19 protein-coding genes are annotated in these 26,100 nt (G+C 67.0%); 11 read left to right on the forward strand and 8 right to left on the reverse strand.

The window, feature by feature from the left end:
* Window positions 1-6,036 (reverse strand): alpha-2-macroglobulin family protein, encoded by a 6,036-nt coding sequence (locus OEJ37_RS20960; RefSeq protein WP_263345315.1) that lies wholly within the window; start codon window positions 6,034-6,036, stop codon window positions 1-3.
* Between the two features lie 310 nt (window positions 6,037-6,346).
* Between OEJ37_RS20960 and OEJ37_RS20965 the strand changes: the two genes are divergently transcribed.
* The 5 genes from OEJ37_RS20965 (at window position 6,347) to OEJ37_RS20985 (ending at window position 11,525) form a co-directional block, all read left to right on the forward strand.
* Window positions 6,347-6,853 carry a sugar dehydrogenase complex small subunit gene (locus OEJ37_RS20965; RefSeq protein WP_072438784.1) on the forward strand — a complete coding sequence of 169 codons (507 nt, stop codon included), beginning with the start codon at window positions 6,347-6,349 and terminating at the stop codon, window positions 6,851-6,853.
* Window positions 6,853-8,472 carry a GMC family oxidoreductase gene (locus tag OEJ37_RS20970; RefSeq protein ID WP_072438782.1) on the forward strand — a complete coding sequence of 540 codons (1,620 nt, stop codon included), beginning with the start codon at window positions 6,853-6,855 and terminating at the stop codon, window positions 8,470-8,472. The genes OEJ37_RS20965 and OEJ37_RS20970 overlap by 1 nt, the downstream gene beginning before the upstream one ends.
* A 2-nt stretch (window positions 8,473-8,474) precedes the next feature.
* Window positions 8,475-9,752, forward strand: coding sequence for a cytochrome c (locus tag OEJ37_RS20975; protein WP_263345316.1), 1,278 nt, complete (start codon window positions 8,475-8,477; stop codon window positions 9,750-9,752).
* A 193-nt stretch (window positions 9,753-9,945) separates the two neighbouring features.
* Window positions 9,946-10,365, forward strand: a complete 420-nt coding sequence (locus tag OEJ37_RS20980) for a DoxX family protein (protein ID WP_174418679.1) — start codon at window positions 9,946-9,948, stop codon at window positions 10,363-10,365.
* Window positions 10,366-10,421: 56 nt separating this feature from the next.
* Window positions 10,422-11,525 (forward strand): porin, encoded by a 1,104-nt coding sequence (locus OEJ37_RS20985; RefSeq protein WP_174418678.1) that lies wholly within the window; start codon window positions 10,422-10,424, stop codon window positions 11,523-11,525.
* A 77-nt stretch (window positions 11,526-11,602) separates the two neighbouring features.
* On the opposite strand, the gene OEJ37_RS20990 is transcribed toward OEJ37_RS20985, so the two are convergent.
* The 3 genes from OEJ37_RS20990 to OEJ37_RS21000 form a co-directional block, all read right to left on the reverse strand.
* Window positions 11,603-12,145, reverse strand: coding sequence for a cysteine hydrolase family protein (locus OEJ37_RS20990; protein WP_175918100.1), 543 nt, complete (start codon window positions 12,143-12,145; stop codon window positions 11,603-11,605).
* Between the two features lie 232 nt (window positions 12,146-12,377).
* Window positions 12,378-13,697, reverse strand: a complete 1,320-nt coding sequence (locus OEJ37_RS20995) for an MFS transporter (protein WP_263345330.1) — start codon at window positions 13,695-13,697, stop codon at window positions 12,378-12,380.
* 42 nt (window positions 13,698-13,739) lie between these two features.
* Window positions 13,740-14,924 carry a M20 aminoacylase family protein gene (locus tag OEJ37_RS21000; RefSeq protein WP_263345332.1) on the reverse strand — a complete coding sequence of 395 codons (1,185 nt, stop codon included), beginning with the start codon at window positions 14,922-14,924 and terminating at the stop codon, window positions 13,740-13,742.
* Between the two features lie 182 nt (window positions 14,925-15,106).
* Here OEJ37_RS21000 and OEJ37_RS21005 point away from each other — a divergent pair, with 182 nt between their 5' ends.
* On the forward strand, window positions 15,107-16,009 hold the full coding sequence (locus tag OEJ37_RS21005; RefSeq protein ID WP_263345334.1) for a LysR substrate-binding domain-containing protein: 903 nt from the start codon (window positions 15,107-15,109) through the stop codon (window positions 16,007-16,009).
* Between the two features lie 209 nt (window positions 16,010-16,218).
* Entirely contained in the window at window positions 16,219-16,539 is a 321-nt protein-coding gene (locus OEJ37_RS21010) for a pyrimidine/purine nucleoside phosphorylase (RefSeq protein WP_006478890.1), read from the forward strand.
* Between the two features lie 87 nt (window positions 16,540-16,626).
* Here the strand turns inward: OEJ37_RS21010 and OEJ37_RS21015 are convergent, their stop codons facing one another.
* From OEJ37_RS21015 to OEJ37_RS21030, 4 genes are all read right to left on the reverse strand, one after another.
* Window positions 16,627-16,962 (reverse strand): hypothetical protein, encoded by a 336-nt coding sequence (locus OEJ37_RS21015; protein WP_174418674.1) that lies wholly within the window; start codon window positions 16,960-16,962, stop codon window positions 16,627-16,629.
* A 502-nt stretch (window positions 16,963-17,464) separates the two neighbouring features.
* Window positions 17,465-19,252, reverse strand: coding sequence for a chloride channel protein (locus OEJ37_RS21020; protein WP_263345338.1), 1,788 nt, complete (start codon window positions 19,250-19,252; stop codon window positions 17,465-17,467).
* A gap of 20 nt (window positions 19,253-19,272) precedes the next feature.
* A complete protein-coding gene (locus OEJ37_RS21025; protein ID WP_034180240.1) occupies window positions 19,273-19,686 on the reverse strand; it encodes a MarR family winged helix-turn-helix transcriptional regulator in 414 nt (137 codons plus the stop codon).
* A gap of 115 nt (window positions 19,687-19,801) precedes the next feature.
* Window positions 19,802-20,974 (reverse strand): HPP family protein, encoded by a 1,173-nt coding sequence (locus OEJ37_RS21030; protein ID WP_263345341.1) that lies wholly within the window; start codon window positions 20,972-20,974, stop codon window positions 19,802-19,804.
* A gap of 363 nt (window positions 20,975-21,337) precedes the next feature.
* On the opposite strand from OEJ37_RS21030, the gene OEJ37_RS21035 reads away from it, so the two are divergent.
* The 4 genes from OEJ37_RS21035 (at window position 21,338) to OEJ37_RS21050 (ending at window position 26,094) form a co-directional block, all read left to right on the forward strand.
* Entirely contained in the window at window positions 21,338-22,306 is a 969-nt protein-coding gene (locus tag OEJ37_RS21035) for a LysR family transcriptional regulator (RefSeq protein WP_263345344.1), read from the forward strand.
* A 299-nt stretch (window positions 22,307-22,605) separates the two neighbouring features.
* Entirely contained in the window at window positions 22,606-23,514 is a 909-nt protein-coding gene (locus tag OEJ37_RS21040) for a LysR substrate-binding domain-containing protein (RefSeq protein WP_263345347.1), read from the forward strand.
* A 652-nt stretch (window positions 23,515-24,166) separates the two neighbouring features.
* Window positions 24,167-24,940 (forward strand): hypothetical protein, encoded by a 774-nt coding sequence (locus OEJ37_RS21045; RefSeq protein ID WP_175918092.1) that lies wholly within the window; start codon window positions 24,167-24,169, stop codon window positions 24,938-24,940.
* Between the two features lie 20 nt (window positions 24,941-24,960).
* Window positions 24,961-26,094, forward strand: a complete 1,134-nt coding sequence (locus OEJ37_RS21050; protein ID WP_258283892.1) for a LysM peptidoglycan-binding domain-containing protein — start codon at window positions 24,961-24,963, stop codon at window positions 26,092-26,094.
* The last annotated feature ends 6 nt before the right edge of the window (window positions 26,095-26,100 follow it).

The following is a 26,100-nucleotide window of genomic DNA, read 5'->3' on the forward strand; positions in this document are numbered from 1 at the left end:
TCACTGCTTGCCCGCGTCGGCCGGCTTGACGGTCATCGGCGGGTTCGGCCACAGGCCGTACACGGACGGCGCGTACAGCGCCTCGACGCGCGTCGGCGGCAATCCGAACGTGCCGACATTGTTCAGCCGCACCGTGTACTCGACCGAGAATTTGCCCTTCGGCAAATAGTCGTAGTACGCGCGGTAGCCGTCGAAATCGCGCTCGATGAACGCCGGCCACGCGCCGTCGGGCGTTTTCTCGCCCTGAGTCGCCGCTTCGGAATCGCGGCCGAGGCCCGAACCGAGGATCGTCGCTCCGGACGGGATCGGATCGTTGACGACGACCCACGTCATGTCGGTCTGCGCATCGATCTCGAGATGCACGCGCACGACGTCGCCGCGCGTCAGCACGCCGTTGACGGCGGGCGACACCGGCGTGACGGTCTTCGTGATCCGGTAGCCGGCCGCGAACGGCGAGCGCAGCGGCACGGCCGCGAGGCTCTCGACCGTCGCCCACGGGCGCCCGGTGCCTTCCTGCGTGACGGACAGCGTGGCCGGTGCCTGCGACGCGCGCGGCCACGGCATCAGCACGCTGCGCACGGCGGCGGCGCGGGTCGCGGCAGTGGCCGATACAGGCGTGTCGGCGGGGGCCGGCGCCTGCGACCACGAGATCGCGCGCTCGTTGCCGCCGAGCGCGACCTTCGTCGCGCCGGAGACGGGCGTGCTCTCGTAGGTGCGCGAGAAGCGCTCGACCGCGAGCAGGCCGAGCGCGTTCGACGTCGTCGTCTGCCACGCGCCCTGGCGCTGCAGCGCGAGCAGGCCGGCCGTGACGCGCGGCATCTCGTCCTTCCACGCCGGGTCGCCCGCGAATTCCATCGCGAGACGCGCGGCGTTGGTCTCGTTGCTCGTCATCAGCCACCACAGGTCGTCGTCGCGCGCGGTCGAGAACACGAGCTGCGTGCCCTGGTACGTGAGGCGCGCCCGCAGGATCTGCTCGACCTGCGCGCGTTTCTCGTCGCGCTGCGGGATGTCCTTCACGCGCGTCAGGATCGCGTGATAGTCGATCACCGCCGACGTCGGCCACTGGTTCGGCGCGATCTCGATCGAGCCGAGCATGCGGCCCTGTGCAGCGCCGTAGCGCGACAGCGCCTCGATCGCGGCGAGCTTGCGCAGGTCGCGATCCTGGCGCGGCGCCCACGCGTTGCGCTCGATGCGGCCGTCGACGAAGCGCGCGAGCCCGGTTTCGAGCTGCGTGCGCAGGTCTTCCGGCAGCGCGAAGCGCGGGTCGGCACGGCTCGCCTCGTCGGACAGCACGAGCAGGTACGACGACAGCGTCGGGCTGCCGTGGTGCGAATCGTCGGACGACGGCGGGAAGTAGCTCGCGAGCCCGTCGCTGTCGAGATAGACGGGCATGCGTGCAACCAGCGCCTGCCATTGCGCGGGGTCGCGCAGGCCGATCGCGCGCGACGCCTGCTGTTCGAGGCAGCGGTACGGATAGCGCTCGAACCAGCGGCGCACGCCGGGCAGGCCGTCGGCCAGCTTCGACTGCAGCGACACGGCGATGCCGCCGCGCGGCGCGCCCTGTGCGTTGCTCACGGCGCCGGCCGGTGCCGACACGGGCACCGTCAGCGTGCCGTCGACCTGCGCGAGCGTCGCTTGCTGCACGGTTACCGGAAGAGCGGGCACGACCTTCTGCGCGACCGCCAGCGCGTCGGACGCGCGCTTGCCGCCTTGCTCGGCCGCTTCGATGCGCCAGTTCAGCGCGCCGGCCGCGTCGAGCGCCTGCTCGGGCACGGTGATCGTCCACGCGACCTCGGTAGCCGTATTGGCCGCGAGCGACACGGTTTGCGGTGCGACGTCGAGGCCCGTCACGCGCGGCGTCACGACGACCTGCATCGCGCGGTCGGTCGTGTTGCGCAGCGTGACCTGTGCGCGGAACGCGTCGCCTTCGCGCACGAGCGGCGGCAGGCCGGAGATCAGTTGCAGATCCTGCGTGCTGCGGATCGACGTGCTGCCGGTGCCGAAACGGTCGGGGCCGACCGCCGCGATCGCGACGATCCTGAAGCGCGTGAGCGCGTCGTTCAGCGGCACCTCGACGGTCGCGCTGCCGTTCGCGTCGAGCGTCACGCGCGGGTTCCACAGCAGCAGCGTGTCGAACAGCTCGCGCGTCGGCGCGCTGCCGCCGCCGCCGCCGGCCGGCACGGCCTTGCGGCCGAAGTGGCGGCGGCCGACGATCTCCATCTGCGCCGTGGCCGTCTCGACGCCGTACGCACGCCGTCGCAGCATCGCGTCGAGCAGGTCCCAGCTGTTGTTCGGCATCAGTTCGAGCAGCGCCTCGTCGACGGCCGCGACCGCGATCTGCGTGCCGGCCGGCGCGGGCTGGCCGTTCGGCAGCGTGACCTTCACGTGCGCCTGCGCCTTGCCGCGCACCGTGTAGCGGGTCGCGTCGGTCGTCACGGTCACGCCGAGACGGTGGACGCCCGTGCCGACCTTGATCTCGCCGAGGCCGTAGCGGAACGCGGGCTTCGACAAGTCGACGAACGCGGTCGGCGCTTCATAGTGGCGGCCTTCGCGCCAGAACGCGCGCGCCCATTCGACCGGCGCTTTCCAACCCCACGTGAAGAACGAGTACCACGGCACTTCGCGAATCCGGCCGCGCAGCGCGAGCACCGATACGTAGACGTTCGGCCCCCACGATTCGCCGACCTTCAGGTCGACGGTCGGGTTCTTGCCGTTCAGCTCGACGATGTGCGTTTCCATCACGCCGCCGCGTTCGACCGCGACGAGCGCGGTCGCGTAGCGGAACGGCATGCGCACCTGGAAGCGGGCCGTTTCACCCGGTTCGTACGAGGTTTTCTCCGGGATCACGTCGATCCGGTCGGTGTTGTCGCCGCCGAACCAGAGTTCGTCCTCGCGCGTGACCCAGACCGACGTCGATGCGTTCGACGTACGGCCGTCGCCGTCCTTCGCGACCGCGATCAGCTGCACGTTGCCGGCCTGTTCGAGCGTCGCGTCGCAGGCCATGCGGCCCTTGTCGTCGGTCTTGCCCGAGCACAGCACGCCGAGGTCGCGCGTGTCGCTCTTGTTGTCGTACGCATAGAAGCCGCCGACCATCCGCTTGCGCGACGACGTCGTGATGTGCGCGACGCCCTTGATCTCGATCGGCACCGATGCGCGCGGCTTGCCCTGCAGGTCGACCGCGAGCGCCTGCACCGGCACGCGCTGGCCGACCGACACCCAGCGGCCGGCCTTGATGCCGGCCACCACCGCGGCCGGCCACAGGATCGTGTCGCCGCGAATCGTCTGCACTTCGCCGTTCGGGTCGGCGAACGTCGCTTCGAGCGCGATGCGCTTCGGCGCGTCGACGTCGGGCAGGCCCTTGAGCGTGACCGAGCCCGCGCCGTTGCGGTCGAGCGTCAGCGGCAGCTTGTCGGCGATCAGCTTCGTCGCATCGGGATCGTTGTTCGACGACGACGCGTTGTCGCCGTCCTGCGAATCGTCGTCGGCGTTGCCGTCGCTCTTGTCGGGGCGATACGGCGTGAAGCTGAAGTCCTCGAAGCGATCCGCGAACGGCGGCGACGCCCACTTCATCAGCGCCGACACCTGCACCGGCAGGTTCGATGCGCCGCCGCCCGACACGTAGTCGATCTGCACCGCGAGCGGCGCTTCCTTCACCGCGACGAGCGGGCTCTTCTGCGCATCGCGTGCGCCGATCGATCCTTTCAGCACCGGCAGGCGGAACGCCTCGACGCGGAAGCTGCCGCTGTAATAGGTGGCGGTCGGCGCGTCTTCCGGGCCGGCTGCGAGTTCGACGCTGTATTCGCCGAGCTTCGCGGCCGGCGGCAGCGTGAACTGCGTGTCCGCGCTGTGATCGGCGGCCCACGTGAGCGGCAGCTTGTACGTCTGGCCCGTGCCGAGATGGCGGATCGTCACGCGCGTCGGGTATTGCGACGGGAACGCGAGGCTCTGCAGCGTCTCGGTGCGGATGAAATGCTTCATCGACACGGTTTCGCCCGCGCGCAGCAGCGTGCGGTCGAACACCGTATGCGCGCGCACGGTCGGTGCGCTGTCGGTGTCGGTCGGCACGTTGAAGCGCCAGGATTCGATCCCGCGATTCCAGCCCGAGCTGACGAATGCCATGTCGGGGCCCGTCTTCGGATCGGTGACGCGCGCCGACACGAAGTAGTCGTCGAAACGCTCGGACGAGCGGCATTCGTGCTTCGGTTCGAACTGCCCGTCAATCTTCAGCAGGCCCTGCGCATCGGTCTTGCCCGCGGCGATTTCATCGCCGTTGCAGTCCGACACGCGGATCTGCGCGTTCGGTACGGGCTTGCCCTTGTCGAGCGTCGTGACCCACACGAGGTTGTTCTCGCGGCCCTGTTTCAGGTGCACGCCGAGGTTCGTGACGAGCACGGTGGTGCGCACGTACATGCTCGACGGCTTCGCGAGCAGCGAGCGGCCGAGCGCGGGCGACGCGAGTTCGAGCACGTAGAAGCCGGGCTTGTCGATCGGCACGCCGACGATCTCGAACGGGCGCAGCGTCTTCGGGTCGGCTTGCGGCAGCGTCAGCGCCTGCGCGCCGGGCTCGCCCTTGAGCAGCGACAGCGAGCGCACGTCGATGCGGCGGTCCTTCGGCGCGGGCTGCTTTTCGCCGGCCTGGAGCGGCACGTAGACGGGGTGCTGGCCCTTGCGTTGGAGCAGGCCCGGAATCTGGCTGTCGATCGAGCCGGCCGTCATCGACCAGTTGTCGAAGCGGTCGACGGTACGCATCCACTCGCGGATCGCGGTGTCGTTCTCGACCTTCAGGTTCGCGAATTGTGCGCCGCCCGCGTTGAGGCCGGCGATATGCAGGTCGGCCTCGACGTTGCGCAGCGTGACGGGTACGAGCGCGGGCGTGTCGGGTTCGGCGAAGCGCTCGACGATCCCGAAGGTGCCCGACGAGAATTTCGCGAGCGGCGGCATCGGCGCGGTGCGCGTCGCCAGCGGGAACAGGTCGGCGTTGGACAGCGAGCGGTCGGTCACGTCGCGCAGGCCCGACGGCAGTTCGATCGTCAGCGCGGCCTGCGCGGGCAAGGGCGGGTTGAACGTGACGGTCGTCACTTCCTCGCTGTGGTCGTCGGCCGCGAAGGTCGGCGACAGCGAACCGTCGGAGCCGCGCAGCTTGATCGCCTCGGCGTTCTTGCGCGAGATCGGCGCGTTGAACGACAGCGTCAGCGGGCGCAGCGGCGTGCAGGGCGCCTTCGCGTTCTCGCGTTCGCACGAGAAGCTCGCGGCGAACGGTGCGCGCACGGTGAAATCGAAGCGTCGTTCGGTTTCGTTCGCGATGCCGCTCGGGCTCGCGACGCCCTTGCCGTATACGAGCTGCATCTTCGCGCTCGCCGGCAGCGCCTGCGCGCACGACAGCGTCAGCACGCGCGCCGCGTCCTTCTTCAGCCCGAAATGGTCGAGCAGTGCGTTGCGCGTCTCGTCGCCGGCGGCGGTGACGGGAATGCGGTTGCCGATGCCGGCCGCTTCGCACCAGATGTTCGCGAGCGCCGAGCGCGGTTCGGCCGGGCCGTTCAGCTTCATCACGAAGACCTGCCGTTCCTCGATCTCGCGCGAGCCGGGGCGCACGTTCACCGGGAACGGGCCGCCCGTCTGGAACGTGAAGCGGCGCGGGCCGCTGGCGGCATTTCCGGCGACCGAACGCAGCGTGTCGTTGAGCGCGACCGAGCAGCGCACGCCGGGCGGCAGGTCGTTTTCGAAATCGTAAACCCAGGTCTTGTCGTCGAGCCAGTGGCCCTGGCCGCGCGCGGCGGTCGAATCGTTGCAGGTCACGCGGGCGGGATTCGGCGCGGATGCCGAGCCGAACGCGACCATCGGTTCGTCGAACTTGACGACGGTCTGCCGGACTTCGGTGACGGTGCCTTGCGGCGACACGCTCACCGTGCGCGCCGCGAGCGCATGCAGCGACAGGGCCGCGGCACCGCCGAGCGCCGCGACGATGCCGATGCGCCGGAGCAGCCGTGTGGTGTGGTTGGTTCGAATCGTGTTGTTCTGTTTGTCGTGTTGCTTCATCGCTCGATTGCCCTCGGAGGGAAGCTTTCTGTTTGATTGCACGGGATTCTAACCGACCGTCATGCGCGCGCATCGTCGTGCGCAGTTGCAGTGTGTCGCCGGCGTGCGACACCGGCGCGTCCGCCGCAGATTTGTCGCGCCGACGACACAAAAATGCAGCGAAATATCGATTGTCTCGGATTGCGGAACATTTAATGGACTATAAAAAGATTGTTCGATCCGATTTGTGCGCGTACATTTCAGGTCCGCGCCGAAGTTTGAGAAATATCAAGCGTGGTTTTCCCGAATCCGGCGTTCGAGAGAAGGAAACATGCACAACGACAACACTCCCCATTCGCGTCGCGACGGCGACGCAGCCGCAACCGGCATCACGCGGCGTCAATGGCTGCAGGGCGCACTGGCGCTGACGGCGGCGGGCCTCACGGGCTCGCTGGCGTTGCGGGCCCTGGCCGATGCGCCCGGCACCGCGCCGCTCGATACGTTCATGACGCTCTCCGAAGCATTGACCGGCAAGAAGGGGCTGAGCCGCGTGCTCGGCCAGCGCTTCCTGCAGGCATTGCAGAAGGGCTCGTTCAAGACGGCCGACAGCCTGCCGCAACTCGCCGGCGCACTCGCGTCCGGCTCGCTGAATCCCGATCAGGAAGCGCTCGCGCTCAAGATTCTTGAAGCGTGGTATCTCGGCATCGTCGACAACGTCGTGATTACGTACGAAGAAGCATTAATGTTCAGCGTCGTATCCGATACGCTCGTGATCCCTTCGTATTGCCCCAACAAACCCGGCTTCTGGGCCGAAAAACCGATCGAGAGGCAAGCCTGATGGCCGATACCGATACGCAAAAGGCCGACGTCGTCGTCGTCGGATCGGGTGTCGCAGGCGCGATCGTGGCGCACCAGCTCGCGATGGCGGGCAAGTCGGTGATCCTTCTGGAAGCCGGCCCGCGCATGCCGCGCTGGGAAATCGTCGAGCGCTTTCGGAATCAGACCGACAAGACCGATTTCATGGCGCCGTACCCGTCGAGCCCGTGGGCGCCGCATCCGGAATACGGCCCGCCGAACGACTACCTGGTCCTGAAGGGCGAGCACAAGTTCAACTCGCAGTACATCCGCGCGGTGGGCGGCACGACGTGGCACTGGGCCGCGTCCGCGTGGCGCTTCATCCCGAACGACTTCAAGATGAAGACCGTGTACGGCGTCGGCCGCGACTGGCCGATCCAGTACGACGACCTCGAGCACTATTACCAGCGCGCCGAGGAAGAGCTCGGCGTGTGGGGCCCGGGCCCCGAGGAAGACCTGTACTCGCCGCGCAAGCAGCCGTACCCGATGCCGCCGCTGCCGTTGTCGTTCAACGAGCAGACGATCAAGAGCGCGCTCAACGGTTATGACCCGAAGTTCCACGTGGTGACCGAGCCGGTCGCGCGCAACAGCCGCCCGTACGACGGCCGGCCAACCTGTTGCGGGAACAACAATTGCATGCCGATCTGCCCGATCGGCGCGATGTACAACGGGATCGTGCACGTCGAGAAGGCCGAGCAGGCCGGCGCGAAGCTGATCGAGAACGCGGTCGTCTACAAGCTGGAAACCGGCCCGAACAAGCGCATCGTCGCGGCGATCTACAAGGACAAGTCCGGCGCCGACCATCGCGTCGAAGGCAAGTACTTCGTGGTGGCCGCGAACGGCATCGAGACGCCGAAGATCCTGCTGATGTCGGCGAACCGCGATTTCCCGAACGGCGTCGCGAACAGCTCCGACATGGTCGGCCGCAACCTGATGGACCACCCGGGCACCGGCGTGTCGTTCTACGCGAACGAGAAGCTGTGGCCGGGCCGCGGCCCGCAGGAGATGACTTCGCTGATCGGTTTCCGCGACGGCCCGTTCCGCGCGACCGAAGCCGCGAAGAAGATCCACCTGTCGAACATGTCGCGCATCAACCAGGAAACGCAGAAGATCTTCAAGGGCGGCAAGCTGATGAAGCCCGAGGAGCTCGATGCGCAGATCCGCGACCGTTCCGCGCGCTACGTGCAGTTCGACTGCTTCCACGAAATCCTGCCGCAACCCGAGAACCGCATCGTGCCGAGCAAGACGGCCACCGACGCGATTGGCATCCCGCGCCCCGAGATCACGTACGCGATCGACGACTACGTGAAGCGCGGCGCCGTGCACACGCGCGAGGTCTATGCGACGGCCGCGAAGGTGCTGGGCGGCACCGAAGTCGTCTTCAACGACGAGTTCGCGCCGAACAACCACATCACGGGCGCGACGATCATGGGCGCGGATGCACGCGACTCGGTCGTCGACAAGGACTGCCGCACGTTCGACCATCCGAACCTGTTCATCTCGAGCAGCTCGACGATGCCGACCGTCGGTACGGTGAACGTGACGCTGACGATCGCTGCGCTCGCGCTGCGGATGTCGGACACGCTGAAGAAGGAAGTCTGACCGTGCGGAAATCTACTCTCACCTTCCTCGTCGCCGGCTGCCTCGCGCTGCCGGGCCTCGCGCGCGCGGCCGACGCGGCCGATCCGGCGCAGGTCAAGCGCGGCCAATATCTCGCGATCGCGGGCGACTGCATGGCGTGCCACACCGCGAAGGGCGGCAAGCCTTTCGCGGGCGGCCTCGGCATGCCGGTGCCGCTGCTCGGCAAGATCTACACGAGCAACATCACGCCGGATCCCGACACGGGCATCGGCAACTGGACGTTCGACGACTTCGAGCGCGCGGTGCGCCACGGCGTCTCGAAGAACGGCGACAACCTGTACCCGGCGATGCCGTACGTGTCGTACGCGAAGATCAACGACGACGACGTGCAGGCGCTGTATGCGTACTTCATGCACGGCGTCGAACCGGTCAAGCAGACGCCGCCGAAGAACGAAATCCCCGCGCTGCTGAGCATGCGCTGGCCGCTGAAGATCTGGAACTGGCTGTTCCTGAAGGATGGCGCGTACGAGCCGAAGCCGGCGCAGAGCGCCGAGTGGAACCGCGGCGCGTACCTCGTGCAGGGCCTCGCGCACTGCAGCACGTGCCACACGCCGCGCGGTATCGCGATGCAGGAGAAGTCGCTCGACGAGGCGGGCGGCAGCTTCCTGTCGGGTTCGGTGCTCGCGGGCTGGGACGGCTACAACATCACGTCCGACCCGAACGCGGGGATCGGCGGCTGGACGCAGCAGCAGCTCGTGCAATACCTGCGCACCGGTAGCGTGCCGGGCGTCGCGCAGGCGGCCGGCCCGATGGCCGAGGCGATCGAGCACAGCTTCTCGAAGATGACGGAATCCGACATCGGCGCGATCTCGACGTACATCCGCACGGTGCCGGCCGTCGCCAGCGGCGACGCGAAGCAGTCGCGCTCGTCGTGGGGCAAGCCGGCCGAGGACGGCCTGAAGCTGCGCGGCGTCGCGCTCGCGTCGTCGGGCATCGATCCGGCGCGGCTGTATCTCGGCAACTGCGCGACCTGCCACCAGATGCAGGGCAAGGGCACGCCGGACGGTTATTACCCGCCGCTGTTCCACAACTCGACGGTCGGCGCGCCGAATCCGACCAACCTCGTGCAGGTGGTCCTGAACGGCGTGCAGCGCAAGGCCGGCAGCGAGGACGTCGGCATGCCGGCGTTCCGCCACGAGCTGTCGGATGCGCAAATCGCAGCGCTGACGAACTACTTGACCGGGCAGTTCGGCAATCCGGCCGCGAAGGTGACCGAGCAGGACGTCGCGAAGCTGCGTTGACGCGGCGCGCGACGAAGCAGCAGGGCAACATCGAAGAAGAGAGCAGCATCGAACAAGAGGAGGGGCACAGCACATCGGGCCGAGCCCGATGCCGGTTGTTGCAGAGCGGGACGGGCGGCGCAGGCGGCCTCCCGTCCCGGTTCATTGGCAATCCGGTGCGTCAGCCGCGCATCGTTTTTCGTTGATCGACACCATGACACCGAATCAACCGTTTCTCGCGTCCCAGCGCGATGTGCTGCTGCTGCTTTCCCGGATCCTGCTCGTGATCCTGTTCGTGATGTTCGGCTGGAAGAAGATCGTCGACTTCCCCGGTACGATCGCGTTCATGGGTTCGGAAGGCGCGCCCGCGCCGATCGTGTCCGCCGCGATCTCCGTCGCGATGGAGCTGTTCGGCGGGATCGCGATCCTCGTCGGCTTCCAGACGCGGCCGCTCGCGCTGCTGCTGGCGCTCTACTCGATCGGCGCCGGCCTCATCGGCCACCACTACTGGACGATGACGGGCGGCGAGCAGATCAACAACATGATTCATTTCTACAAGAACATCGCGATCTCGGGCGGCCTGCTCGCGCTCTGCGCGGCGGGCCCCGGACGTTTTTCGATCGATCGCGGATGACCGGGCGCGCGCATGGGGCGCGCGTCGGACGGTCGAGACTCCGAGGGGGCATCATTTTGCGACTCAAACATTTCGCATGGCTGATCGCGGCCGCCACGCCGGCGGCCGCTTTTGCACAAACGAGCGTGACGCTGTACGGCCGTGTCGACGGCGGCGTCGAATACCTGAACCACATCGCGACGCCGAACGGCAGCAAGTCGCGCTGGAGCGCTGAGAGCGGCGACTGGGGCACCAGCATGTTCGGCCTGAAGGGCATCGAGGATCTGGGCGGCGGGCTGTCGACGGTCTTCAACCTCGAAACCGCGTTCCAGGTGATGAACGGCCAGACGGGCGGCGGCCGCATGTGGTCGCGGCGCGCGTATGTCGGGCTGAAGAGCGACACGTGGGGCCAGCTGCAGGCCGGCCGCAACCTGTTCATCGACAGCGACGGCGTGTGGGAATTTGATCCGTTCGTGCAGCAGGCGTTTTCGTCGGCGTCGCTCGTGCGCGGCCGCAACTGGCAGCAAAGCAGCAACAACATCGAATATCACAGCCCGGTGATCGGCGGCTTCGACGTGCAGGCGCAATACGCGTTCGGCAACCAGTCGCGCGGCTTCAACTACGGCGCGGCCGACGATTTCGGACGCTCGGACGGGATCATGATCTCGTACCACTCGCCGGTGCTCGACGTGCGCGGCATCTACGACGAACTGCGCGACAACAATGGCAAGTTCAGCAACATCTTCACCGCGTCGCGCGAGTATTTCGTCGGTGCGAACGTGAAGGTGTCGAAGTTCAAGATCCAGGGCGCGTATACGCACTACCAGGCGCCGGACAGCCCGGCCGGCGTAGCCGATCGTGCGGATCACTACTGGCTCGGCGCGACCTACACCGCGACGCCGCAGTGGGCGGTGACGGGCGGCGGGTATTACGTGAAGGTCGGCGACGGCGGCGGCGATGCGTCGCACGATCCGTCGGGTCACGCGATCATGTACGTGCTCGGCACGACGTACAACCTGTCGAAGCGCACGTTCCTGTACGGCACCGTCGCGTATGCGCGTAACGGAGGGAATTCGAACTTCTCGTTGCTCGCGACGCCGCGCGACGCGACGTCGGGTACGAGCCCGCTGACGGGCGAGTCGCAGACGGGAGCGTATGTGGGGATGATGCATACGTTCTGAGCGAGGTAGCTACCACACAACGCACGGGCGGTAGTCGCCCGTGCGTTGTTGCGTTTACGGCGTGCGGCTGGTGCCGGTCAGAACACGCACGCCTCGGTCGTCGTCAGCATCGCGAACGGGCCGCCGAGCGTCGCATTGTGATGCGCGACGATCCGCTCGGCCGGCAGTGCCGGCGTGTCCATGCAGGTGTGCGCGTCGGCAACGAGCACTGCTCGAAAGCCGAGATCGGCGGCCGCGCGGCAGGTCGTATCGATGCAGTACTGCGTCTTCATGCCGGTGACGACGATTTCGCCGATATCGGCCGCGCGCAGCCATTCGGCGAGGCGCGTGCCCGCGAAGCAACTCGGCCGCGTCTTGTCGAACACGGTGTCGCGCGCGGGATCAATCGCAAGTTCCGGCAGCAGCGCGGCGAGCGGCGAATCGGGCGCGATCGGCGTGCCGGCGGGACCGGTATGGCGCACCGCGAACACGGGTGCGCCGGCGTCGTGCGTGCGGCCGATCAACCGGTTGATGTTTGCTAGCACACGTTCGCCGTCGTGCGGACGATCGGGACCATGAAACAGCCCGACCTGCATGTCGACGACGAGCAGCGCGCGTTTGGGGGAAGGGGCTTCGGACATCGCATTCTCCTGAGTGACCGGTACGGACGGAGAAGCGGAAAGACCCCGTCCGGAACCGGCGGGGCCTGTGAGGATTCGGTGGCGCTACGACCTTGCGCGCACTCGCCGCACGAGCCCGCCGAAGGCGGTCGTGCGCGTCGTGGTCGAAGAAGTGGTCGTGGCGTGGCGCATGGAACGATCATGCCCGATGCGCGCGCACCACGTCAATCGCGTGCTGCGCATCGTCTGCCGCTCAATCGAGCGACTTCCCGGCCTTCTCATCCATGCATCGCACCGCGAGCAGCGTCAGCACGCCGCACCCGATCGCATACCACGCAGGCGCGTTCGGATTGCCGGTCGCCGCGATCAGCCACGTGACGAAGAACTGCGCGAAGCCGCCGAAGATCGCGACGCCGACGCTGTACACGAGCGCGCCGCCGGTCGCGCGCACCGCGCGCGGGAACAGTTCGCCGAGCATCGCGCCCGTCGCGCCGATGTTGATCGCATGCACGATCGACAGCGCGGCGATGATCGACAGCAGCGACGCGGCGCCCGGCCAGCGGTTCAGCGCGATGAACGCCGGATAGATCGCGGCCATCAGCACGATGCGGGTCCACCAGACGATCCGGTTGCGCCCGTAGACGTCGGACAGGTGGCCGCCGATCGGCGTCACGAGCATCAGGATCGCGCCGGCGACGCAGCCGGCCGTCATCGACAGCCAGGTCGGCAGGTGCAGCACCTGCACGCCGTAGATCGCCATGTAGAACACGATGATGTAGTGGATCGACGTGCCGCCGATCGTCACGCCGAGGCCCGCGAACACGGCCTTGCCGTGATGGCGGAGCACGTCGGCGAGCGGCAGCGACGCGACCGGTTCGTCGTGCGCGGCAGCGGGTGCGGCGGCCGGCACTTCCTCGACGGTCTTGCGCAGCCAGTAGCCGATCGGCACGAACAGCGTGCCGATGATGAACGGCACGCGCCAGCCCCAGCTTTCGAGCTGCGCGGCATTCAGCATCGACGTCAGCGCGACGCCGGTAAGCGCGCCCGCGAGTGCGGCGAGCCCCTGGCTCGAGAACTGGAACGATGCGTAGAAGCCGCGACGATGCTGCGGCGCCTGTTCGAGCAGCAGCGTCGTCGACGCGCCGACTTCGCCGCCCGACGCGAACCCCTGCAGCAGGCGCGCGAGCACGAGCAGCAGCGGCGCCGCGAGGCCGATCTGCGCGAAGGTCGGCATGACCGCGATCATCGCGGTGCCGAGCGCCATCAGCAGCAGCGTGAGAATCATCGCCTTCTTGCGGCCGGCGCGGTCGGCATACATGCCGATCACGAGCCCGCCGAGCGGACGCGTGACGAAGCCGACGCCGAAGCTCGCGACCGCGAGCATCAATTGCCCGAACGACGAATGCACCGGGAAGAACAGCTTGCCGATCAGGATGGCGAAGAAGCTGTAGACGGTGAAGTCGTAGAACTCGAGCGCGTTGCCGACGGCGGCGGCCGCGATCAGGCGGCGTTTCTTCGAGGCGGCGCGGGCATCGGCCGGCGTGCCGGCGAACGAAAGGGCAGACGTTTCCATGGGGTTCCCCCGGTAAGCGCGAAACTGCGTGGTGAAGGGCCGTCAGGCCGCGAGCCAGGCTTCGGCGACGCGAACCCAGTAGCTCGCGCCGATCGCGAGAATGTCGTCGTTGAAGTCGTAGCCGGGGTTGTGCACCATGCAGCCGCCCTTGCTGCCGATCCCGTTGCCGATGAACGCATAGCAGCCGGGGCGCGCCTCGAGCATGAACGCGAAATCCTCGCTGCCCATCAGCGGCGCGGCTTCGGTTTCGACCCGCTCGGCGCCGAGCATCCGGCGCGCGATATCGGCCGCGAACGCGGTCGGTTCCGCGTGATTGACGAGCACCGGGTAGCCGTAGTCGTAGTCGACTTCCGCGGTGATGCCGAAGCTTTCCGCCTGGCCTTTCACGAGCGCTTCGATGCGGCGCGCGAGCAGCGCGCGCACGTCGGCGTTCAGCGCGCGCACCGACAGCTTCATCACGACCGTTTCGGGAATGATGTTGAACGTCTCGCCGGCCTGCACGCTGCCGACCGTGATCACGGCCGCATGCTGCGCGTCGACCTCGCGCGCGACGATCGTCTGCAGCGCGACCATGATGCTGCCCGCGGCCGACATCGGATCGCGCGCGAAATGCGGCATCGCGCCGTGGCCGCCGACGCCGCGCAGCGTGATCGTCACGCGGTCGGCCGACGCCATCGCGGCGCCGGTGCGGAAGGCCATGTCGCCGGCCGCGCGGCCCGGCATGTTGTGGATCGCGAAGATCGCGTCGCACGGGAAGCGGTCGAACAGGCCGTCGTCCATCATCGCCTTCGCGCCGCCGAAGTTTTCCTCGGCCGGCTGGAAGATCAGGTTCAGCGTGCCGGAGAACTGGCGCGTCGCCGCGAGGTGGCGCGCCGCGCACAGCAGCATCGCGGTGTGGCCGTCGTGGCCGCATGCATGCATCTTGTTCGCGTGGCGGCTCGCGTACGGCAGGCCGGTGGCTTCCGCGAGCGGCAGCGCGTCCATGTCGGCGCGCAGCCCGACCGTGCGCGTGCCTTGCCCTTCGCGCAGCACGCCGACCACGCCCGTCTTGCCGATGCCGCGATGCACTTCGTAGCCCCAGCCGGTGAGCAACTCGGCAACGAGATCGCTCGTGAGCGTCTCTTCGAACGCGAGTTCGGGGTGAGCGTGGATGCGGCGGCGTACCTCGACGAGATCGGGGGCGATCGCGGCGATGCCGGGGATGACGGGGTTCACGGCTTGCAGCATGGTCTCTCCTGTGGGGCAGGTGGGGCGTTTGACGTGCATATGACGAGACAGCATATAAATTTCTTTTGCTTACCAGAAGCTGATAAATTGCTTTGGTGCTCACCACCGGTTGCCGCTCGGGAATACCCTGAACCGGCGTGCACGATCGGGCACAGGGTTTCCACGGATCACGCATCGCCGCCATGAAATACCATCAGCTGAAAGCGTTCGTCACCGTCGCGGAAGAGGGGAGCATTCGCGCGGCCGCGCGGCGCTTGAACGTGTCGCCGGCGGCGCTGACGAAGGCGGTCAAGGAGCTGGAGATCGCGCTCGGCGTGTCGCTCGTCGTGCGTACCGCGCGCGGCGTGCAGCTCACCGCGTTCGGCCAGCAACTGCAGGTGCGCGCGCGGCTGATCGTCGCCGAAATGCAGCGCGCCCGCGACGACATCGAGCAGGCGCAGGGCGCGATGACGGGCTCCGTCGCGGCGGCGATCACGCCGGCCGCCGCGGTGACGATCCTGCCCGATGCATTTCGCGCGTTCCGGCGCCGCTTTCCGGTGGCGCGCGTCAACCTGATCGAAGGGTTTCCGGGCGTCGCGCTGCCGCGTCTGCACGACGGCTCGCTCGATTTCGCGGTGGCCGTCGTCGTACCCGAACTGCTGGCGGCCGAGTTCGATCATGCTGAACTCTATGCGAGCCGTTCGCTGATCGTCGCGCGCAAGGAGCATCCGCTCGCGTCGGCCACGTCGCTCGCCGATCTCGTCGAGGCCGACTGGCTGATGAATCCGTCGCCGGAAAGCTCGACGCAGGCGCTGTTCAATTCGTTCGTCGCATACGGGCTGCCGGTGCCGGCGCGTGTCGTCGAATGCCCGAGCTTCGGGCTTGCGCACAGCCTGATGGCGGGTTGCGACCTGATCGCATCGATGCCCGAACAACTGCTTCAGGGCGAGTGGGCACGCGATCAGTTGACGGTGCTGCCGATTCGCGAGCGTTTGCCGGCGGTGTCGGTGCAGGTCGTCACACGCCGCGACAGCCCGCTGACGCCGGCCGCGGCGATGCTGCTCGACTGCCTGCGCGATTCCGCGCGGCGCAAGGGGTTGCGGTGAATCGCTATCTGCGGGAAGCGACCGTCATCGCATAGTGATCCTGACGATCTGGCGTGCGGCGCTGCCGTCATTCGACGCACACGACGCTTGCCCGGCGGGAGCGCCATTCCGGCGCACGCGTCGCGAGCCGGTATCATAGCGGCCGGCCCGCCGCTCCGGCCGGCCTCCAACAACATCGCCATCCGGCATCCAGCAAGCAGAGGCATCACATGACCAGTGCAACCCAATTCGACAACGTATCGGTCGTCAAGCGCGCGAACGTCTATTTCGACGGCAAGTGCGTGTCGCATACCGTGCTCTTCCCGGACGGCACGCGCAAGACGCTCGGCGTGATCCTGCCGTGCGCGCTCAACTTCGGCACGGACGCGCCCGAATTGATGGAAGTGCAGGCCGGCAAGTGCCGCGTGAAGCTCGACGGCAGCAGCGAATGGCAAACCTACGGCGCCGGCGAATCGTTCTCGGTGCCGGGCAAGAGCCGCTTCGACATCGAAGTGCTCGAGACGCTCGACTACGTCTGCAGCTACCTGTAAGCGCAGCCGGCAGCAAAAGAAAAGCCCCGCCGAAGCGGGGCTTGTCGCAAGCGGATGGCGCAAGGCCATCCGGTGTGCCTGTTGTCGTTACAGGCAGGCGTTGATGTCGCCGGCCGACGACGCATCGCCGCCGCGGAAACCGACCCAGGTCTTCGCGTTTGCGGCGTTGGCGGGACGCACCACGGCAGCGGCGCCGTTCGGCGGCTGCTGGCCCGGTGCATAAACTGCCATCGCGAGGCCGTTCGCCAGTTCATACTGCGACGTCACCTGTTGCTGCGACTTGTCGGCCCAGGTCTTCGCGATGCACTGTGCCACCTGGTCGGCGGGTTTCTGACTTTGTCCCACGTTCTGCAGAGCAGAATCGGCTGCATGAGCAGAAAATGCCACGGTCAATGCGATGAGCGGTAAGTATTTCACGTTCACGTTTTCTCCCTCGATTCGTGATTGATTGAGTGGGATGCGCAGCAGTACTGCGTACTAATGAGATCGCACCGAGCAAGCACGGTTCCGGCTATTCCGAAACAAGTTGTTAGCGCGCTTGCCAAACGGCGGCTGCGATGCTGTGCAGCTCTGCTGCGGCGCGGCATGCGTCGTGTGCGGCCCGTCGGTGCACGGGTGACGCGGCAACGACGTCATGCGTTGCCTGGTCGGCGCGCTGCCCGGTCGTGTGGTGAGGTGACGGTCGCGGCGAGCGGCATGTGTCTGCATGCCGTGCCGCGACTCTTTATCTGATCGCGAAGTGGAATGGCTTGATTGTGGTGGCCCCGTCGCATGAGGACCATGATGACAAACTTTCGTCGCTCGGATTGTTAACCAACTTTAAACGCGGGAAGCAGCGGAAAACGATGCGGTGCGCGAGGCGCGCGCAGCATCGTGCAGCGAGGTGAGGCGAAGGCGCGTTGCGCGCCCGCGCATGCGGGATGCTTCAGCCGGCCTTGCGCGTGCCGATGTCGCGCAGGTTGACCGGGACGATCGGGCGAAAGCGCTCGCGCTTCTGTTCGTCGTCGAAATGCTGGAGCGCGGGCTTGATCAGGTCGCTGCGCGATACGATGCCCGTGATGTGCAGCGATTGCTCGTCGTCGACGACCGGCAGGCGTTCGAGGCCGAGCATCGCGAGGCGCGATGCGACGACGCGGCACGTTTCGTGCGCAAGCGCGACGGCGGGCGCGCGGTCGGCGAACGCGCCCGAGATCGGCGTGTCGGCGGCGGCGTGCGCGCGCTGCGTGTCGAGCGTCGCGCGATCGACGAGGCCGAGCAGGCGGCCGTTCTGCACGACCGGGTACGCGCGGTGCGTCTGCTTCGCGCCGAAGTACTGCGTCTCGACGGCATCGAGCGTCGCCGCACCGTCGATCGCGACGAGCCGGTCGGCGGACGTCATCACTTCGCCGATGTCATGCCGCTCGAGCGGATCGACGCCGTATTCGCGGTAGATGTGATAGCCGCGGCGTGCGATCTTTTCCGTCATGATCGAGCGTTTCATCACGACGGTCGCGAAGCCGTGCGCGACGAGCGTCGCCGCGAGCAGCGGCAGCAGCGCGTTGGCGTCGTGCGTGAGGCCGAACGCGAACACGATCGCGGTCAGCGGTGCGCCGAGCGTCGCACCGAGCGTCGCGGCCATGCACACGAGCGGCCACAGCGCCGGGTCGCCGCCCGGCAGCACCGGCGACAGCACGGTGCCGAGGCCGGCGCCGAGCATCAGCAGCGGGGCGAGCACACCGCCCGACGTACCCGAACCGAGCGCGATCACCCACATCACGGCCTTCACGATCAGCAACGCGAGCGCGATCTTCAGCGCGATGTGTTGGTGGAGGAGATCGCCGATCACGTCGTAGCCGACGCCGAGCGCGCGCGGTTCGAGCCAGCCGCCGATGCCGATCACGATCGCGCCGAGCGCGGGCCACCACATCCAGTGCACGGGCAGCTTCGCGAAGGTGTCCTCGACACGGTACAGCGCGGCCGACAGGCCGCAGGCGAGCATGCCCGACAGCAGGCCCGCGACGATGCACGACAGCAGCGCGACCGGCGTCGGCGCGGCCGTGGCGAGCGGAAACAGCGGATCGACGCCGAAGAACAGCGCGCGCGCGAAACCGGCCACCGCGCACGCGAGCGCGACCGGCAGGAAACTGCGCGGACGCCATTCGAACAGCAGCAGCTCGACCGCGAGCAGCACGGCGGCGACCGGCGTGCCGAACACGGCCGTCATGCCGGCGGCCGCACCGGCGACGAGCAGCGTCTTGCGCTCGGCGGCGGTCACGTGCACGCACTGCGCGATCAGCGAGCCGAGCGCGCCGCCCGTCATGATGATCGGGCCTTCGGCGCCGAACGGGCCGCCGCTGCCGATCACGACGCCGGACGACAGCGGCTTGAGGATCGCGACCTTCGGCGACATGCGGCTCTTGCCGAACAGGATCGCCTCGATCGCTTCGGGAATGCCGTGGCCGCGAATCTTTTCCGAACCGAAGCGCGCCATCATCCCGACGATCAACCCGCCGATCACCGGTACGACGATCACCCATGCGCCGAGCGTGTTGTTCGCCGGAGAGCGGTCGGCGAACGAGAACTGCTGGAAGAAGAACAGGTTCGTGAACAGGTGGATCAGGCTCAACAGCACGAATGCGGCAAGCGTGCTGAGCAGGCCGATCCCGGCGGCAAGCAACGCGATCCTGGGCAGGCGTTCGTTGGTCGAGAAATCGCGTTTGTGCGGTGCGTTCATCGGAGTGGCAAAAGCAAGGGTCAGTAATCGATCTGGGGAACCTGGAACGTGCCCTTGAGCGACTTCAGCTCGGCACGATGCATCGCCGCGAGGCGGGTGAGCAGCGTCTCGCCGGCTTGCTCGAGGTGGACCTCGACCTGCCGGCGGTCCGCTTCGCTCGTCTTGCGCTTCACGAGCCCGAGGGCTTCGCAGCGCGTCACTAGCGCAACGACGCCGTGATGCTGCGCCTGCAGGCGTTCCGCGAGCTCGCCGATGGTTGCCCATTCGCGATGCGGATAACCCTTGATGTGCAGCAGCAGCAGGTATTGCAGCGGCGTCACGCCTTCGCTTTGCGCGGCGCGCTCGGAGAAGCGCTCGAAGCGGCGCATCTGGTAGCGGAACTCGGACAGTTGCTGGAAATCGCTTTTGTTCAGCGCGCGTCTGGTATCGTTCATCGAAGTCGGTCGGGCAGTCGGTTTCGGAAACGATAAATATATCACAACATGATATAAATGGCCGAATAAAAGCGGAATGGATGCATTCCGCGTTGCATCGGTCGTTGTGCCTGTGTTACGCGGCCGCGAGCATCTGCGTCTGCTGGTAAAGGCCCGTGACGAGATCTGTCTGCGTAATGATTCCGACGAGCCGGCGCGACGCATCGACAACCGGAATGTGGTGGTGGCCCGAATGCGTGAACAGCGGCACGAGCGCCGTGATCGGCATCGTTTCCGGCACGAACGCGACGTCGCGCGTCATCACCGAGGCGACGCTCGCGGGCTGGCCGCCGAACGATTGCGGCAGCCGTGCGGACAGGCGTTGCCACAGCGGGGTCGGGCGGCGCAGCTGGCGCGTGAGGTCGGCGCGCGTGACGATGCCGGCCAGGCGGCCCTCGCCGTCGACGACCGGCAGCGCCTTCACGCGGTGGCGGTCGAGCAGCGTGAGCGCGGCCGTCACCGACGTCGACGGCGCGACCTCGATCGCATTCTTCGTCATCAGGTCGGCGCACTTGAGCTGGCCGAACGTGCGCGTATAGGCCTGCATTTCGGTTTCGCGCAGCAGCGTTTCGAGATCGTCCGGATCGACGTCGAGCCATTCGCCGCGACGCTTCAGCACCGCGTCGAGGTCGCCGCGCGTGAAGCCGCCGCGCGCCGGTGCGGCGCCTGCCTGCGATTTCGCTTCGGCGCGCGTGCCGCCATGCGGGTAGCGGTGCCCGGTCAGTGCGTGATACGCGAGCGCGGCCGACAGCAGGATCGCCGATTGCAGCGCGATCGGCTCGAGCACGAAACTGAATCCGAGCGAATGGATTGCCGGGCCGCCGACCACGGCCGTGAGCGCGACGGCGCCCGACGGCGGATGCACGCAGCGCAGCGCGAACATGCCGCCGATCGCGCATGCGATCGCGACCGCGGCGGCCGTGATCGGATCGGCGATCCATAACGCGCACGCGACCCCGACCGTCGCTGCGACGAGATTGCCGCCGATGATCGACCACGGCTGTGCGAGCGGACTCGCCGGCACCGCGAACAGCAGCACGGCCGATGCCCCCATCGGCGCGACGAGCAGCGGCACGAGGCCCGGCACGCCGGGCAGCCACCGCATCGTGACGCCGACCGTCGCGATACCGACGAGCGCGCCCGTGCACGAACGCAGGCGCTCACGCCAGCCGAGCGACATCGGATGGGGAATGAAACTGTGCAGCCATTGACGCAACGTGCGGCGCGACGAAGATGAGCCTGACGACATGGACGGGTAAGCGGTAAAAATGACAGCGCGGGTATGCGCGGCGACAAGCGCGGAATTATATCGCGTTGTGATATAAATTGTCGCGCTGCATCAAGCCGTTGCATCCGCACGACGCACGCGCCTTGCATCAACCTTTCATCCGACGAAAGCTTGGGCAGCCGGCAATAGCGCAAATTTGTCTGCGGCGGCGTACAATTCGGGCCACTGAATCCCCGATATACCAGAACCACGTACGCGATGCCCGCCCTCCCGCCTTTCCCCCGGCACGGTGATCGATTCGACGTGGTTCGCGACTGCGTTCCGTTCCCCACCTGACGCGAGCGCCGCCGACGCCTCCCCACTGACTCTCCCCAAGCCAATTCAATGGACATGCTCGAAAACATGCGCCTGTTCGTGCGCGTTGTCGAAGCCGGCAGTTTTACGGCGGTCGCGAAGGAAATCGACGCGACCACCGCGCAGGTATCCCGCGCGGTATCGAACCTCGAAGCGCACGTACAGACGCGCCTGCTGCATCGCACGACGCGCCATCTCGGCCTCACCGAAAGCGGCGAACGCTATTTCGAGCGCGCGAAATCGATCCTCGCGGAAATCGACTATGCGAACGCCGAGGCGCGCAACGCACTGCTGCGGCCGAGCGGCAAGATGCGCATCCATGCGATGACGGGGCTCGGACAGAGTCATGTCGTGTCGTCGATCGTCCGCTACCAGGAGGACAACCCCGACGTATCGGTCGAGCTGACGCTCGCGCAGCGGATGCCGAATCTCGTCGAGGAAGGTTACGACGTGTCGATCGTGACGGCGTCGCAGCTGCCCGACTCGGGCTACGTCGCGCAGACCTGCGGCACGAGCTGCAGCGTGCTCGTCGCGTCGCGCGAATACCTGGCGCGGCACGGCACGCCGCAGTCGCCCGAAGATTTGCCGAACCACGTGTGCCTGCGCCTCGATACGCCCGCATCGCCAGCCGGCGAATGGCGGCTCGAGCGCAACGATGGCGAGGAGACTGTCTACACGCTGCAGCCGGCGCCGTTCCAGGTCAACGTGCCGGATGCGCTGTGCGTCGCGGTGCGCGCCGGGCGCGGGATCGCGTGCGTCGCACTGTATACGGTGCTCGACGATATCCGCGCAGGGCGCCTGATCCGCGTGCTGCCAGAGTACCGGCTGCAGACGGTGAGCGTGTACGCCGTCTACGCGACGCGCCGTTATCTCGACGCGAAGATCCGCACGTTCCTCGACCACCTGCGCACGACGCTCACGCCCGCGCTGGAGAACGACCTGCGCGAACTCGACCGCCTGACGGTCGAGCAGATGCCGGGCGGCCGCAAACGCGCTTGACAGCACGGTCGGGCGCGGACGCGCGCCGACCGAACCACGTGCGCCGTGGCGATGCTCATGCGCCCCGACGTGATGCGAATCCGTTCGAAGCGGCCCGCGAGCCACGGCGAGCCACGTAGCTACGTATACACAGCGATGCCGATCAGCCCGTGCGCGGCGACGCACCGCAATGCGCCGACGAGTCATGAAGGTCTCGGTCGTCGCGCGCGGCGCGGGCCGCGCATCAGGTGCAACCGAGCATGGAAATCGTATCGATATCGGTCTAACCTCGAAAGACCATCGATCGATACAAAATCTGGATGATTGAACTGCACCAGCTTCGCTGCTTCGTCGCGGTGGCCGAGGAGCTTCATTTCGGCCGCGCGGCCAAACGGCTCTTCATGACGCAGCCGCCGCTCAGCCGGCAGATCCAGTTGCTCGAGCACGCGCTCGGCATCGCACTGCTCGAACGCAGCAGCCGGCAGGTGAGCCTGACCGCGGCCGGCGAGCGTTTCCTGCGCGACGCGCGCCATATCCTCGAATTCTCCGCGCGGGCCGGGCAGGCCGCGCAGCGCGTTGCGCACGGCGAGGCCGGCCGCATCACGCTCGGCTTCACGGCCGTCAGCGCGTACCGGATGATCCCGATGCTGCTGGCGCATGCCGCACACGCGCTGCCGGACGTCGATGTCGAATTGCGCGAGATGGTGTCGACCGTGCAGATCGACGCGCTCGCGTCGCGGATGCTCGACGCGGGTTTCGTGCGGCAGCGAGCTGCGCGCCAGCCGCTCGAATACCGGCTCGTGCAGCGCGAACCGATGCTCGTTGCGGTCGCGCAAGGCGCGCCGCTCGCCGCGTGCGAGCGCATCGGCCCCGACGATCTCGACCGGCAGCCGTTCATCGCGTATTCACCGAACGAAGGGAAGTATTTCCACGACCTGATCTCCGGCTTGTTCGCGAACGCAGGCAGGCTGCCGAACTACTTGCATTACGTCGGGCAGACGCATACGATCCTCGGCCTCGTGCGTGCGGGGCTCGGCGCGGCGCTCGTACCCGCGTCGGCGCGCGAGCTGCATGTGGACGGCGTGGTGTTCCGGCCGCTCGCCGGCGTCGACGCCGCAGCGGAGCTGTATCTCGCGTGGCGGGCGGACAACGACAACCCGGCGCTGCCGGTGTTCAACGCGATGGTCGAGCGGTTTCTCGTGCAGGAGCAGGGCGGCGCGGCGGGGTAGCGCATGCGTGCGTGCCGCGTCACAAGCTTTCAATCCGGAAGCTTGCGGCGCCGCGATGACAAGCAATCCTGATCGGGCGCGGCAGGCTGGCGTCGTGCGAATCCTTACCATCGTGAAAGCCGCGTCGATACCCGTGTTTCAACGGCGGTTCGCTGCACTGCGACAACCGCTTGACGCTGCATGCCGGTCGGCGCACGATACGCCAGTGCATTTGGAGCGGGACGCGCCGGCCGCGCGGTTCCTGCACCCGCGATACGCAAAAGAACAACGATGAGCCTTTACTCACTCGTACCGGAATCCCGGCGCCGCATCGGTCGGCCCGCCGGAACAACGATACTGCCGACGCCCGTCGCGTCACGTATCCGTCATCCTGTTTCGTACCGAGCCTCGGTACACTTCCCCGTCCGCGCGCTGGCCGCGACGATGAGCGGCGCCGGTCCGGCCCGTCGCATCGGGCCGCAGCCTGCCGCCTCCGATCACCGCATCCTGAACGGCACCTACACCGGCGTCTCGTGACGCCCGCCGGCGCCTGTCCTTGCATTGCGCCGCCGGCTTTTCCGACCGTCCGGCGACACCGGAGTCCGAAGCATTTCGATTGAGCTTGAAGAAGCAAACGCACGCAGTTCGGTTCGAGGTTCAAGGAGAAAAACTCATGTCGCAGCTTTCGAATGAAGCAAACGGCAGTTCGGGGAGTGGCAAGGCAAAGCTGATCAAGTGGGCGATCATCATCGCCGGCGTCGCGATTGCCGCACCGGCCGCGCTGTTCATCCTGAAGGGGATGGTCGCGCTGATCACGGCGGGCGTCATCGGCCTCGGCGCGATCTATTTCGCGCCGGTCGTCGCGATGAAGTTCGCGAACCAGAAGGTGAGGATGATCGTCGAGGAGGCGCAGTCGAATCCGATCGAGACGCTGATCAACCAGCTCGCGGAAAAGCGCCAGGCGGCACAGAAATTCGCGGACAGCATCACTGCGTTCCGCACCGAGGTGAAGAACTTCGAGAACAAGACGGAACTGTTCGAGAAGCAGTATCCGGACGACGCGCCGCGTTTCAGGTCGCAGCTCGACACGATGAAGCAGTTGCTCGCGTTTCGCGAGGGCCGCTACAAGCAGGTGCAGGCCGAGCTGAAGAATTTCGCGACGGCGATCGACCGCGCGAAGGCGATGTGGGACATGTCGCAGGCCGCGCAGCAGATGAACAAGCTCGCGGGCCGGCAGACGGCCGACACGTTCGAGCAGATCAAGACCGACGTGGCCGTCGATTCGGTGATGCGTTCGGTCAACAAGGCGTTCTCCGAAATGGAGACGTCGCTGATGGATAACCCCGAGGTCAAGCAGGCGCAGCAGCAGGCGCTGAACGGCGGCCACGTGCCCGTTCCCGGCCCCGATGCGGCGAATCCCGCTGTGCTGCCGTCGAAACAACAATAACTTCCTGCAGGCACGCAACCATGAAAAAACTTCTCGGCGCAATCGCGTTTCTGGTGGTGCTCGTCGGCGTATGGATCGTGCATCAGGGCGGCCTGTCGACACTGATTCCCGCGCATGACGCGGCCCCGGCCTCGACGTCCGCGCAAAATGGCGACACCGGCCAGCCCGCGCAGCCGTCGCCGTCGGCCAACGTGCTGCCGGCCGGCTTCACGCCGCAGGCCAGCACGCTGAAATCGATTGCCGAAAACGGCATCGTGCGGATCTCGGTGCAGAACCCGAGCGAGCCGTTCTTCGGCGAGGACAAGGGCGCACCGCACGGCTTCAACGTCGAATTCGCGCGGCTGCTGTTCGCGGATCCGTCGTTCTCGCACGGCGGCAAACCGGTTGCCGTCGATACGCGTCACGAGGTCGACACGTACCCGGGCGTGCCGAAGCAACTGCTCGACACGGACGCGAAGGGCAACCACGTCGTCGACGTGGCGATGGACGGGCTGACGTTCCCGGACAACACGCCGGCCGGCGTCGTCTATTCGGTGCCGTACGTCGACGATTTCGGTTATTCGCTGATCGTGCGGCAAGGGTCCGCGATCCGCTCGACCGACGATCTCGCGGGCAAGACGGTCGGCATCCTGAAGGGCGACCCGGATGTGCGCGCGTTCGCCACGCGCCAGTATCCGAACGTCCGGTTCGTCGAGGTCGACGATTCCGATCCGGCGTTCATCGCGAAGAGCATCGACGGTCATGCGGTCGACGCGTTCATCTACGACTATCCGTTCGCGGTCAGTTCGATCAAGGGCACCGACCTGAAGTTCGCGGTGACCAAGCTCGACGGCTCGAACATCGCGTACAAGATCGGCGTGCGCGCCGCCGACCAGGATCTGCTGATCTACCTGAACGCCGCGATCGCGAAGCTCAAGCAGTCGCCGCAGTATCTCGACCTGCTGCGCAAGTACTTCGTCAGCGACCAGGCGGTGACGACCGCGGCCGCATCGGGCGAACACACGTATGTGGTGAAGGCGGGCGACACGCTGAACATGATCGCCGCGAGCAAGCTCGGCAGCGGCCAGCGTTATCGCGAGATCCAGCGCCGCAACAACCTCGCCAATCCGAACCTGATCCTGGCGGGCCAGCACCTCGTGATTCCGGTCCGGTAGCGGCGG

Source organism: Burkholderia sp. BKH01, from assembly GCF_025685725.1.
GTDB classification, from domain to species: Bacteria; Pseudomonadota; Gammaproteobacteria; order Burkholderiales; family Burkholderiaceae; genus Burkholderia; species Burkholderia pyrrocinia_C.